9 protein-coding genes are annotated in these 13,418 nt (G+C 62.3%); 1 reads left to right on the top strand and 8 read right to left on the bottom strand.

Annotation, left to right across the window (positions count from 1 at the left end; all coding sequences use genetic code 11):
• Positions 1–108: 108 nt before the first annotated feature.
• Positions 109–846 (top strand): substrate-binding periplasmic protein, encoded by a 738-nt coding sequence (locus BLR69_RS19290; protein ID WP_071494423.1) that lies wholly within the window; start codon positions 109–111, stop codon positions 844–846.
• A 96-nt stretch (positions 847–942) separates the two neighbouring features.
• Here BLR69_RS19290 and yccS read toward each other — a convergent pair whose 3' ends face one another.
• From yccS to betA, 8 genes are all read right to left on the bottom strand, one after another.
• Positions 943–3,126 carry a YccS family putative transporter gene (yccS, locus tag BLR69_RS19285; protein ID WP_071494422.1) on the bottom strand — a complete coding sequence of 728 codons (2,184 nt, stop codon included), beginning with the start codon at positions 3,124–3,126 and terminating at the stop codon, positions 943–945.
• Positions 3,127–3,334: 208 nt separating this feature from the next.
• Positions 3,335–4,513: a BaiN/RdsA family NAD(P)/FAD-dependent oxidoreductase gene (locus BLR69_RS19280; protein ID WP_071494421.1), complete on the bottom strand. Its 1,179-nt coding sequence runs from the start codon at positions 4,511–4,513 to the stop codon at positions 3,335–3,337.
• A gap of 138 nt (positions 4,514–4,651) precedes the next feature.
• Positions 4,652–5,989: an ATP-dependent RNA helicase DbpA gene (gene dbpA, locus BLR69_RS19275; RefSeq protein WP_231501119.1), complete on the bottom strand. Its 1,338-nt coding sequence runs from the start codon at positions 5,987–5,989 to the stop codon at positions 4,652–4,654.
• Positions 5,990–6,119: 130 nt separating this feature from the next.
• The gene (gene mdtD / locus BLR69_RS19270; protein WP_058426619.1) at positions 6,120–7,547 is read right to left on the bottom strand and encodes a multidrug transporter subunit MdtD; all 1,428 of its coding nucleotides are present in this window, start codon (positions 7,545–7,547) and stop codon (positions 6,120–6,122) included.
• Positions 7,548–7,583: 36 nt separating this feature from the next.
• Positions 7,584–8,432 carry an alpha/beta fold hydrolase gene (locus BLR69_RS19265; protein ID WP_071494420.1) on the bottom strand — a complete coding sequence of 283 codons (849 nt, stop codon included), beginning with the start codon at positions 8,430–8,432 and terminating at the stop codon, positions 7,584–7,586.
• A 288-nt stretch (positions 8,433–8,720) separates the two neighbouring features.
• On the bottom strand, positions 8,721–10,037 hold the full coding sequence (locus BLR69_RS19260; RefSeq protein ID WP_071494419.1) for a TldD/PmbA family protein: 1,317 nt from the start codon (positions 10,035–10,037) through the stop codon (positions 8,721–8,723).
• Complete coding sequence (locus BLR69_RS19255; RefSeq protein ID WP_071494418.1) at positions 10,037–11,479, bottom strand: TldD/PmbA family protein; 1,443 nt, start codon at positions 11,477–11,479, stop codon at positions 10,037–10,039. The genes BLR69_RS19260 and BLR69_RS19255 overlap by 1 nt, the downstream gene beginning before the upstream one ends.
• Before the next feature lie 196 nt (positions 11,480–11,675).
• On the bottom strand, positions 11,676–13,370 hold the full coding sequence (gene betA / locus BLR69_RS19250; protein WP_071494417.1) for a choline dehydrogenase: 1,695 nt from the start codon (positions 13,368–13,370) through the stop codon (positions 11,676–11,678).
• Positions 13,371–13,418: the final 48 nt, after the last annotated feature.

Here is a 13,418-nt window from a genome sequence, read left to right as displayed (position 1 = left end):
ATCATTGAGTGCGTTCGGCGCCGGTTTCTTTGTGTAATCTGAGCTACTGTTAGAACCTCGGGCCGCGCCTGAGCCAAGGCCACCGCCTGCCTGCCAAGGACTTTGAGCATGCCGCGATTCTCTCGTGCCGTTGCTTTGATTGGAGTGTTGCTGCTGGCCCAGCCGGCATTCGCGCAGCGTCTGCGGCTGGTGGCGGATGCCTGGCCACCCTTTACCGATGCCACCTTGATCAATGGCGGGCTGGCCACCGACATCGTCAGTACTGCCCTGGCCCGTGCGGGTTACGCCAGTGACTTCGAGCAGGTGCCCTGGGCCCGTGCGCTGATGGGGGTGGGCGACGGCCGTTATGACGTGCTGATCAACGCCTGGTACGACGATGCCCGTACGAAACTGGGCCAATTCTCGGGTGAATACCTGCTCAACCGTGTGCGCTTTATCAAGCGCCGCGACGATCCCATCGAATTCCAGAACCTTGCGCAGTTGCACGACTATCCCATCGCCGTGGTGCGTGGCTATGCCTATTCGGCGGCGTTCGATGGGGATGCGCAGTTGCAGAAAGTCCCGGTGCACAACTTCGCCATGGCCGTGCGCATGCTGGCGGCGCAGCGGGTGCGGTTGACGGTGGAGGATGAGTACGTGGCGCGCTATTACCTGTCGCGTGAATCGGCACGGGTGCGCAATGCGGTGGAGTTTTTGCCCCAGCCGCTGAGTGAAAACAGCCTGCACATCCTGGTCAGCCTGAAGAACCCGGAGCATGAGCAGATCGTAGCCGGGTTTGATCGGGAGATTGCCAAGATGAAGGCCGACGGCAGCTATGAGCGGTTGATGAAGGCCCATGGCATGTAGTGCCTGTGCGGACCTCATCGGGGGCAAGCCCCCTCCCACCTGTTGACTGTGTTCACAAATCAAAACTGTGGGAGGAGGCTTGCCTCCGATAGCGGCCTAGGCCGCGCTGGTGTCTTTGATCAGATGCGCCGCCAACGTGCGCAACGGCCCCAGTTGCCGGCAAATCAACGCCAACTGCGTCTGCACCAACCGCTGCCCTTCATCGATCTCATCCGGCATCTGTTCCAGGTCCGCCGCCAGCGCCTCCTCGGCATCGCTCTGAATCGCAATCGGCTGCTTGTTGGCCAAGCCCGTGGCGATTTCATCGATGCTCGCCGCCAGGGTGTTGCCGGCGCCATCGATCAGATGCTCACGCACCTCGGCTGGCAATTGGGTTTCACGGTGAGCGCCCAGCCCTGACAAATAACTGAGCAAGGTGTGCGACAACACCAGGAACCGAAAGCCCACGTCCGCTTCCTTACGGAAATGCCCCGGCTCCATCAGCATGTTCGCCAGGGTGGTGGACAGCGCCGCATCGGCGTTGTGCGCATTGCGCCGCGCCAGGCGGTAGGCCAGGTCGTCACTCTTGCCGGCGGCGTACTGCTGCATGATCTGGCGCAGGTAGATACTGTTGCAGGTCAGGGTGTTGGCCAGCACTTTGTTCAAGCGGCGGCCTTGCCAGTCCGGCAGGAACAGGAACACCGCGAGGCCGGCGATCAGGCTGCCGAGCAAGGTATCGAACAGACGTGGCAGGAACAGCCCGTAGCCATCGCCGACCTGGTTGAAGCAGAACAACACCATCAGCGTGATCGCGGCGGTGGCCAGGGTGTAGCGGGTGGTGCGGTTGATAAAGAACACCAGGCCGGCGGCGATGGCGAACATCGATTGCACCAGGGGGCTTGGGAACAGGTCGAACAACGCCCAGGCCACGGTCAGGCCGATGGCCGTACCGATGATGCGCTGGCCGAGCTTGCGCCGCGTGGCGCCATAGTTCGGCTGGCACACGAAGAGCGTGGTGAGGATGATCCAGTAGCCTTGGGACGCGTGGATCGCATGCAGCATGCCGTAGCCGACGGTCAACGCCAGCGACAGGCGCAGCGCATGGCGGAACAACAGCGACGTCGGCGTCATCTGCGTGCGCAGGCGCGTCCACATTTCCTTGAGGTTGCGCGGGGCGCGGTCCAGCAGGTTGCTGTCGGTGGCGTCCGCCAGGCTGTCGGGGTTGCTGGCGTCGCCGAGCAGGCGGTCCAGGGTCGACAGGTTGGCCGCCAGGGCGCGCAACGAACGCAGCAGGCCGCGCCAGGCTGGGTTGCTCTGGATGCGCAGGTGCTCCAAGGACGCGTTGAGGTCGCCCAGGGCTTCGGCGAAGCTGTCGTCATAGATGAACGGCTGGCGCATCTGGATCGACTCGGCCAGGGTCTGGCAGGCCTTGCCTTGCTGGCGCAATAGGCGCTGGCAACGGAAGAGTACATCGCTGTGGAAGAAGGCCTCGGCCAGGGCGTTGTAGGGATAGTGCGACGAGCTGGCACGTTCGTGGATGTCCTGGGCCAGGAAATACAGCTTCAGGTAGCGACTGACTTTCGAACCGGGGCGACCATTACCCACGCGATGCAGGATGATTTCCTTCGCGGCATTGAGCGCCGCCACCACCCGACCATTTTGCTGCGCCAGTTCCAGGCGGCGTGCTTCCACGTCCAGCTGGCGGATCGGCTCGAACAACGACGACTTGAGCTTGAGATAACGCCCCAGTTCGCGGAACAACCGCGCCAGGCTCTGCTGCACCGGCTGGTTGGAAAATAGCGCCTGCCACAGCACCGACAGCGCGCCATACCAGGCTGCACCGGCCACCAACAGCAGCGGCTCGTGCCAGAAATCGCTGACGGCGCCGCCGCGCTGGTCCACGCCGATCATGGTGTAAACCGACAGAATCAACGTTGCCGAAGCAATCGCCCCATAGCGCTCGCCCAAGGCACCGAGCATGGTCAGGCAGAAGGTGGCCAAAGCCAGGGAGGCCGCGAAGATCAAGGGATAGGGGAACAGCAACTCCACCGACAGGGCAGCGATGCTGAAACACACCAGCGTTACTGCCAGGGCGTTGAGGCGGCCTTGCCAACTGTCATCGGTCTCGGCCAGGGCGCTGGCGATAATCCCCAGGAACAACGGGATCAGCAGTGTCATTTCATCCTGGTACCAGCACAGCGCCATGCTGCCGGTGAGGGCGATGAATACCCGAATGCTATAGCTGAATTTATCCAGTGCCCACAGGCGCCGCAGGGACTGCTTGAACGAGGTCGATGACATGAAGGCTGGAGTCTTCCGGGACGATGCCGCTAAATTGAGCTATCAAGGACGCCACGGCAAGGGTGGTGATCACATCGGGCAGGAAAATTTATTCCATGTGGGAGGGGGCTTGCCCCCGATAGCAATCTATCAGTTACCAATGTGCTGACTGACACACTGCTATCGGGGGCAAGCCCCCTCCCACATTGGTACTCAGTACATTCTGCGGTCAGGCGTATTGTGCGGCCGCGTAACCGGACGCCCACGCCCACTGGAAGTTGAACCCGCCCAGGTGACCGGTCACATCCAGCACTTCGCCGATAAAGTAGAGCCCTGGGCTTTTCAGTGATTCCATGGTCTTGGACGACACTTCCCGCGTGTCCACGCCCCCCAGCGTGACTTCGGCCGTGCGATAACCCTCGGTGCCCGCCGGCACCAACTGCCAGCTGCCGAGTTTTTGTGCGATGTCGGCAATTTCGGCATGGGTGTACTGCTTCATCGGCTTGGATGCGAACCACGTCTCGGCCAGCAGGTTGGCCATCTTCTTGGTGAAGATCTCGCCCAGCAGGGTTTTCAATTCGCTGTTGGGGCGCTCGGCTTGTTGCTGTTGCAGCCAGGTGTGAGCGTCGTGGTCGGGTAGCAGGTTGATTTCCACCGTGTCGCCGGATTCCCAGTAAGAAGAAATCTGCAGAATCGCCGGCCCGCTGAGGCCGCGGTGGGTAAACAGGAGGTTCTCGCGAAAGCTCTGGCCGTTGCAGCTCACCAGGCAATCCACCGACGTCCCCGACAACTCGCCACACAAATCCTTGAGCTGGTCGGTGATGGTGAACGGCACCAGCCCGGCGCGGGTCGGCAGCAGTTCGTGGCCGAACTGTCTGGCCACCTGGTAACCAAAACCGGTCGCGCCCAGGGTCGGGATCGACAGGCCGCCGGTGGCGATCACCAGGGATTCACAGCGCAACTCACCCAAGGTGGTCTGCAACTGATAGCCGCTGTCCAGCTTGGCAATCTCCTGGACCGACGTATCCAAGTGCATGCTTACGCCGACCTGAATGCACTCATCGAGCAGCATGCCGAGGATGTCGCTGGATTTGTTATCGCAGAACAGCTGGCCGAGTTTCTTCTCGTGGTAGGGCACACCGTGCTTGGCCACCAGCGCGATGAAATCCCACTGGGTGTAGCGGGCCAGGGCGGACTTGCAGAAGTGCGCATTGTGCGACAGGAAGTTGGCCGGCTCGGTGTACATGTTGGTGAAGTTGCAGCGGCCACCACCGGACATCAGGATCTTCTTGCCGGCCTTGTTCGCATGGTCGATCAACATCACCTTGCGCCCACGTCCGGCGGCGGTCAGCGCGCACATCAAGCCTGCGGCGCCGGCGCCAATGATCACAACTTCGGTCGAGCGCAAAACGGTGTCCTCTTACATGAATCGATCAGATCGTTCCCACGCTCTGCGTGGGAATGCCGCAATGGACGCTCTGCGTCCGCTTGGTGACGCGGTGCGTCACGGGATGCGTTCCCACGCGGAGCGTGGGAACGATCAGGGTCAGAGGATTCGAACGCGCAACGAACGGCCCTTGATCTTGCCGTCATTCAAACGCTGCAAGGCCTGCTTGGCGATCCCGCGCTCCACGGCCACGAAGGCCTGGAAGTCAAAGATCGCGATCTTGCCGACCTGGGCGCCGGGAATACCGGCTTCACCGGTCAGCGCGCCGAGGATGTCGCCTGGGCGAACCTTGTCTTTACGCCCGGCGGCGATGCACAGGGTGCTCATCTGCGGCAGCAATGGACCACCGCTTTGTGGCTTGAGGTTGTCCAGTTGGTCCCAGTTCAGCGGCGACTTCTGCAACTGCTCGATGGCCTGGGCGCGATGCGCTTCGGACGGGGCGACCAGGCTGATGGCGATGCCGGTCTCACCGGCACGGCCGGTACGGCCAACGCGGTGGATGTGGATTTCCGAATCGCGGGCCAGTTCGACGTTGATCACCATGTCCAGCGAGTCGATGTCCAGGCCACGGGCAGCCACGTCGGTGGCCACCAGCACCGAGGTGCTGCGGTTGGCGAACATCGCCAGCACCTGGTCGCGGTCGCGCTGTTCCAGGTCGCCATGCAGGCCAACGGCGGAAATGCCCTTGGACGTCAGGTGATCCACGGTTTCCTGCACTTGCTGCTTGGTGAAGCAGAACGCTACACAGGACGCCGGACGGAAATGCGCCAGCACCTTGGTCACCGCGTCCATGCGTTCTTCCGGCGAGATTTCGTAGAAACGCTGCTCGATCTGGTCGTCGGAGTGGAAGGCTTCGGCTTTCACCTGCTGCGGCGCGCGCATGAACTTCGAGGCCAACTGCTTGATGCTCACCGGGTAGGTGGCCGAGAACAGCAGGGTCTGGCGGCGTGGCGGGGTCTTGCTGATGATGTCTTCGATGGCGTCGTAGAAGCCCATGTCGAGCATGCGGTCGGCTTCGTCGAGGATCAGCGTGTTCAGGCCGTCCAGCACCAGCGAACCTTTGCGCAGGTGCTGCTGGATACGGCCCGGCGTGCCGACGATGACGTGGGCGCCGTGTTCCAGGGAGGCGATCTGCGGGCCGAGGGACACGCCACCGCACAGGGTCAGTACCTTGATGTTGTCTTCGGCACGGGCCAGGCGACGGATTTCCTTGGCGACTTGGTCGGCCAGCTCACGGGTCGGGCACATCACCAGGGCCTGGCAGCCGAAGTAGCGTGGGTTGATCGGGTTCAACAGGCCGATGCCGAAGGCGGCGGTCTTGCCGCTGCCGGTCTTGGCCTGGGCAATCAGGTCCAGCCCCTTGAGGATCACCGGCAAGCTTTGCGCCTGGATCTGCGTCATCTCGACATAACCCAGCGAGTCGAGGTTAGCCAGCATGGCGGCGGACAGGGGCAAAGTATTAAAAGCGGTGGCGATGGTAGTCACGGGACTGGCTCTGCAAAACAAAATGTCGCGCAGTGTACCAGTCCCGTGGGAATTTCCCTGCAAGTTCTAGACGAGAAGCCTGTTAATGCTCGATGTCGTGCTCGCGGCTGACTACTCGTTTGCCGTCTGTTGGCGACAATTGCAGGAAGATCGCCGCTGCCAGCATGGCCATGATGCCCACGGTGAGGAAGGTCAGTTGGAACGCGCCGAGTACGCTTTCCACCCCGTCGTTACCGGTTTCAGCGGTAAAGCCGCCAAGCAGCGCACCGGCACAGGCCACGCCGAGGCTGAGGGACAACTGCGCCACCACCGACAGCAAACTGTTGCCGCTGCTGGCCTGAGCGTCGTCGAGGTCGATCAGGGTGACGGTGTTCATCGCGGTAAATTGCAGGGAATTGATCGCCCCCAGCACCGCCAGCATGCACAACAGCAGCGGGTAGGGCGTGTGCTCGCTGACCAGGCCCATGCTCGCCAGCATGATGCCCAGCGCCAGGGTGTTGCCGGTGAGCACGATGCGGTAGCCCAGGCGTTCGATCAGCGTACGCGCGACCGACTTGGCAAACATCGCCGCCGCCGCCAGGGGCAACATGCTCATCCCTGCTTCGGACGGTGAGTAACCCAGCGCGACCTGCAACAGCAGTGGCACCAGGAATGGCAACGCGCCGCTGCCCAAGCGTGCAAACAGGTTGCCGAGGATGCCCACGGCGAAGGTGCGGGTCTTGAACAGCACCGGCGAAAACAGCGGGTTGTCGATATGCCCGGCGCGCAGCCAGTACGCCGCCAGGCACGCCAGCCCGCCGAACAGCAGCAACATCACCCGCAGGTGCGGCAGGTGCAGTTCGCCCAGGCCTTCCATGGCGATGGTGATCAACACCATTGCCGCGCCAAACAAGAGAAACCCGACGCCATCAAAGCGCGTGCGTTCGCTGCCGCGCAGATCGGGGATGAGTTTCCACACGGCGTAACAGCCGACCATACCCACCGGCAGGTTGATCAGGAAGATCCAGTGCCAGGTCAGGTATTGCACCATCCAGCCACCCATGGTCGGGCCGAGTAGCGGGCCGAGCAGGCCGGGAATGGTAATGAAGCCCATGATGCGCACCAGTTCGGAGCGGGGGTAAGCACGCAGCACCACCAAGCGGCCGACCGGCAACATCAGCGCGCCGCCCAGGCCCTGGATCACCCGGGCGCCCACCAGCATGGTCAGGCTGCTGGACAAGGCGCACAGCAGCGAACCGATGCTGAATAGCATGATCGCGCCAAAGAAGATTTTCTTGGTGCCGAAGCGGTCGGCGATCCAGCCCGAAGCCGGGATCAGCAAGGCAACGGTGAGCATGTAGGCGATCACCACCCCTTGCATGCGCAGCGGGTTTTCCGCGAGGTCCCGGGCCATGGCCGGCAATGCGGTGTTGAGGATCGTCCCGTCCAGCGACTGCATGAAGAAGGCAATCGCGACCACCCAGGGGAGCCAGCGGGCGGTCTTGGCATCGAGCGGGACGCGATTGGGCATAGAGAACCTTTTTGTTAGCTGGCTATGTGTTGGCGATTATGCGCCAACCCTCGGGCTTTTTCCCACCAGGAAATCCAGCAGTTCACGGTGCACTGCGGTGGCGGCTTCGTTGGATTCGAGGTCGAGCAAGTGGCCGGTGTGCTCGGCCACGGCAAAGCTGCTGCGCCCCACGTACTGCTTGAACAATTGCGCCTCGGCGGCGGGGGTGTATTCGTCGAGCGCGCCGTTGAGGAAGTGCACCGGTGTTTCAATCTGCTTGAGTGCCGGCAGGTAATTGCCGTCGCCCAAGCCCAGCACCTGGTGGATATGAAAACGCGCCTGGCGGTATTCGGTGGTGGCCATGCTCGACAGGTGCCGGTGATTGTTGCGCTTGAGCCGGGGCGAGAGGTATTTGCCCACGGTCTCGTTAAGCAGGTGACCAACGGCCGACTTGTCGTCCGCTTCGATCAATACCCGCACACGCTCCACATAGTCGAGCATGGCCTGGTTGAGGTTGGGCGCCAGGGCCATCACCACCGAGCTTTCGATGGAGGGCGGGTTATGGGCAAGGGTCAGCAACGTCGAGATGCCGCCCCAGGAGGCCGACACCAGGTGGTTGACCTGGAAGCGCTCCACCAGGGCACGCAGCATGTGCACCTCGTCGTCCTTGGTGACCAGGTCCAGGTCGGTGTTGTGTTCGCGGGAATAGCCGGAGAACGGCAGGTCGAACAGCAGCACATTGAAATGCTCGGCCAGGCATTTGCTGGTGCGGGCGAATGAGCGCGTGGTGGACAGCGCGCCGTTGACCATCAGGACGGTCTTTTTTTCCGAATCGTTCCCTAGCTGCTCAACATGAACGTTGTAGTGCTTGAACAGCTTTTCTATGACAAAACTTCCATGGTTCATGTCAACGCTCCAGCTTGCCCTTCCCGGGCAAGGTCATGCTCTCGTGGGTGGGGTGGCGGGGTGCCACTAACCCTTATAACGAGGTTTTTTGCAGGCGACAACAGGCTGCCCGTGCAGGAGGGGAAGACAAGAATTAACCGTAGGAAGGGGCGAAACAGAGATGTCTGAACTCAGCACAACTCAATGTGGGAGGGGGCTTGCCCCCGATTGCAGCGTGTCAGCTGATGAATACTTGGCTGATACACCGCTATCGGGAGCAAGCCCCCTCCCACAGGGGAACTGCTGTGTTTAGAGGGTGAGGGTCAGGCGTTTGACCAAGGCGCCCGGCAACAGATTGGAGGCGGTGTTGCGCTGGCTGTAAGTACTGGCCGAGAGCAGTAATTCCCGCTCAGCGGTCAGGGCTTCCAACTGCGAGCCGAGCAGGTTGTAGACGCTGTCATCAAAGCGCATGGTGCTGACCGGGGCCTTGATCTCGCCGTCTTCCACCCAGAACGTGGCGAAGCGTGTCATGCCGGTCAGGCGCGCCGCCGGCAGGTCGGAGTAGTTCAAATACCACAGGTTGCTGATGTACAGCCCGGTGCCCAATTGCTTGAGGATATCGGCCTGGGCCAGGTTGCCGGCGGCCATCTGCAAGGCACTGGGGGATTCGTCGCTGCTGGCGCCGTTGGTGCTCAGGCCATATTCGGCGGCGCTGCGCGAGTTGATCAACTGGCCTGCGCCTTTGCCCGCGTTGATCAACGTGACGTCGCCGCGCGGGTAGCCTTCGGTGGAGAACGCCTGGCTCAGGGAGCCGCTGATCTGTTCGTCGACGGTCACCAGCGGGCTCAGGGACTGTTCACCGGCATACAGCTTTTGCAGCGAACTGCCTTTGCTGGCGATGGCCTGGGCGGAAAAACCACCCCAGGTGATGAGGCTGATGATTTCTTCCAGCGCCGCCGGGGCGAGGTAGGCGCGGTACTGCCCGGGTGCCAGCTTATGCAGCGGGCGGCCGAGGAATTCCAGTTGCTCGCGGGCTTGCTGGAAGCGCGCGGCGAACTCGGCGCTGTCCCAGGTGTGCCCGGCGTAGCTGGCCTTGACCGCTTCGCCATTGGCGTGGAACAGGCTGAAATCGAAGTTGAAGCTGTTGGCGCGGTGCCAGCCGAACGCGCCGTCCGAGCTGGCAAAGCCACGGCTGATCGGGCCAGCGGCGTAGAAACCGACCAGGTCAACACCTTCAGCAGCCTGGCTGATGTCTTCCAACACCCGGGCCAGGTCCGGCAGCGGTCGCGTTTGTTCGTTGTTGCTTTGCCAGGCGTTGTGGTTCAGCAGCAGGTACGGGTCCTTGGGTAGCAACGGCAAGGTGTCGCGCAGTTGTTGCAGGCCGTCGGCCAAACGTTGGCGGTCCAGTTCCGCTGCGCCGGACAAGGTGATGCCCAGGTCGGCATGGCGGCCATTGTTGATCAGTTTCAGGGTTAGGCTGGCTTGTTGCACCTGGCCGGCCTGGCGTACCTTGGCGTGGTTGAAGCGCACGAACTCGGACGCTTCATCGGCATAGCCCAGGTGGAATTGTTCGTTGTCGGTGATGGCCTGCTTGAGCCACTCCACCAGTGCCTTGAAGTTGTTCATCAGGCATCTCCCCCGAATACATCGACATTGCTGAATACACAGGCCGGCGACGCATGGCCGACACGAATCACCTGGTTGGGTTCGCCTTTGCCGCAGTTGGGCGTGCCCAGCACCTTGAACGTACTGGCATCGCCGACGGCGCTGAGATTGCGCCAGAAGTTCGCGGAAATGGCCCGGTAGTTGGGGTTTTTCACCACGCCTTTCAACTCGCCATTTTCGATCAGTTGGCCCCATTCGCAGCCGAACTGGAATTTATTGCGCGCATCGTCGATGGACCACGAGCGGTTGGTCGACATCAGGATGCCGTTTTCGATACCGCCGATCAGTTGCGCGAGGCTCTTGTCGCCCGCTTCGATATTCAAGTTGGCCATGCGGTCGATGGGCGCGCGGTTCCAACTGCTGGCCCGGCTGTTGGCCACGCCTTGCATGCCGGAACGGAATTGCGACAGCGCTCCACCGAGGGGTTTGAGCAGCAGCCCCTCACGGATCAGGAATTGTTTGCTGGCTTGGGTGCCTTCGTCGTCATGACCGTAGCTGGCGAGCTGCTCGGGAATGTCCGGATCGAAGGTCACGTTCAGCAGCGGTGAGCCGTATTGCAGGTGACCGAAGTCGCTGGCCTTCACAAAACTGGTGCCGGCGTAATTGCGCTCGTCGCCGAGGATGCGGTCCAGTTCCAGAGGGTGGCCGATGGATTCGTGGATCTGCAGGATCATCTGGTCGGGCATCAACAGCAGGTCACGGGGCCCCGTGGGCGTGTTCGGCGCGGCCAGCAGTTGCAGGGCCTCGTCGGCGATGCGTGGCGCGGCACCGACCAGGCCGAAGCGGCTGATTACGTCGAACCCGCCTTGCTGGCCGAAGTTGCTGCCGCCGAGGGTGCGGGTCTGGCTGTCATCACCGTCGTAGGCGGTGACGTTGACGCCGGGGAATACAAAGCGCTGGGCCTGGCGCAACTCGGCACCGGCACTGTTAAGGTAGATCTGCTCGACGTGGGTCAGGCCCAGGCTGACTTCCCAGCTCACCAGGCGCTCGTCTTTGGGCACGGCAGCAGATTCAGCGCCGAGCAATTGGTAGCAGTCGCTCAAGGAAGGGAAGGCTTGCGCAAGGTCGGGTGACAGGTAATCCGCGACGTCACTGGAGACGGGCTGGTCGCGCAGGTCGAGCAAGGCGTGGGGCTTGATCAGGCGGGCTTGCTGTTCGGCACGTTCAAGGGCGGCTTGCAGGCCGGCGAGGGAAATATCGTTGGTCGCGGCGTAGGCTTCCACACCGTTGAGACGCACGGTGAGCATGGCGCCTTCGTCATGGCTCAGGTGCGGTGGTTCGGCGACGTTCTTGCGAACGGCCAGGTAGTGGCCGGATTCGCGTACGTAGCGCAGCGAGAAGAATTCCGCGGTGGTGCGCAGGGCACTGAAGTGTTTTTTGAGTGTGGCGTGGTGGTCGAACATGGGGCCTTCCTTGTGGGCGGCTCGTCGCGGGCAGGCAGACAGAGTAGCTGATCAAGGAGGGTTTTTGCAGTGACTGGTCGGGCCTCTTCGGGGGCAAGCCCCCTCCCACATTTGACTGCATTCACCTATCTAAATATGTGAACACGGTCAGTGTGGGAGCGGGCTTGCTCGCGAAGGGGACGACGCGGTGTTTCAGTTACTGCGCAATTTCACGCAGTGGCTTGCCACGCACCGGCGCGTCGCCTGCCACGTAGTAGTCGGCGGTGCTGCGCGGCAATGGCTGGCGGCCACGGATCTTGTCGGCAATTTTCTCGGCGATCATGATCGTTGGCGCGTTCAGGTTGCCGGTGGTGATGATCGGCATGATCGACGCATCGACCACACGCAGACCCTGCATGCCATGCACGCGGCCTTCGCCATCGACGACAGCCATCTCGTCGGTGCCCATCTTGCACGAGCAGGACGGGTGGAACGCGGTTTCGGCGTGCTCGCGGATGAACTTGTCCAGTTGCTCATCGGTTTGCACGTCGATGCCCGGGCTGATTTCGCGGCCACGGTACGGGTCCAGCGCCGGCTGCTGCATGATTTCACGGGTCAGGCGGATGCCATCGCGGAATTCCTGCCAGTCCTGCTCGGTGGCCATGTAGTTGAAGAGGATGCTCGGATAGTCCCGAGGGTTCTTCGACTTCAACTGGATGCGGCCACGGCTTGGCGAACGCATGGAGCCCATGTGCGCCTGGAAGCCGTGCTCTTTTACACCGTTGCTGCCGTTGTAGTTAATCGCCACCGGCAGGAAGTGGTACTGGATGTTCGGCCATTCGAACTCTTCCCGGGTGCGGATAAACCCGCCCGCTTCGAACTGGTTGCTGGCGCCGATGCCAGTGCCGTTGAACAGCCACTCGGCACCAATGGCCGGTTGGTTGTACCAGAGCAGCGATGGGTACAGCGACACCGGTTGGGTGCAGGCGTATTGCAGGTACAGCTCAAGGTGATCCTGCAGGTTTTCGCCGACGCCTGGCAGGTCGTGGACCACCGGGATGTCGAGGCTTTCAAGCAGTTTGGCCGGGCCGACACCGGAGCGTTGCAGCAATTGCGGCGAAGCGATTGCGCCGCTGCACACCAGCACTTCCTTGCGGGCGCGGGCTTCGACGCGCTCTTCGGCGGCGCCGATCAGGTAACGCACGCCAACGGCACGCTTGCCTTCGAACAACACTTTGTCGGTGAGGGCGTGGGTGACGATGGTCAGGGTCGAACGCTTCTTGGCGGTGTCCAGGTAACCGCGCGCGGTACTGGCGCGACGGCCGTTCGGCGTGACGGTACGGTCCATCGGGCCGAAGCCTTCCTGCTGGTAGCCGTTCAAGTCTTCGGTGCGCGGGTAACCGGCCTGCACGCCGGCTTCGACCATGGCGTGGAACAGCGGGTTGTTGCCGGCCTTGGGCGTGGTCACGCTGACCGGGCCATCGCCGCCGTGCCAGTCGTTGGGGCCGATGTCGCGGGTTTCGGCTTTGCGGAAATACGGCAGGCAGTCGAGGTAGGTCCAGTCTTCCAGGCCTGGCAGCTTCGACCAATTGTCGTAGTCCATGGCGTTGCCACGGATGTAGCACATGCCGTTGATCAGCGAGGAACCGCCCAGGCCCTTGCCGCGCCCGCATTCCATGCGGCGGCCGTCCATGTGCGGCTCTGGATCGGTCTCGTAGGCCCAGTTGTAGCGGCGGCCTTGCAGTGGGAAGGCCAGGGCGGCTGGCATCTGGGTACGGAAGTCGAAACGGTAGTCCGGGCCGCCGGCTTCCAGCAGCAGGACGGTGACGCCTTCGTCTTCGGTCAGACGGGTCGCCAGGGTGTTACCGGCGGAGCCGGCACCCACAATGATGTAGTCGTATTCTTGGGACATTGGATGCACCCTCTTTGATGTGTGGTCAGGTCGGGCCACATCGGGGGC

Origin of the sequence: Pseudomonas azotoformans (genome assembly GCF_900103345.1) — a bacterium.
GTDB lineage: Bacteria > Pseudomonadota > Gammaproteobacteria > Pseudomonadales > Pseudomonadaceae > Aquipseudomonas > Aquipseudomonas azotoformans.
The sequence above is the reverse complement of the archived record's forward strand: the minus strand, read 5'-3'. Positions and strand labels throughout refer to the sequence as shown.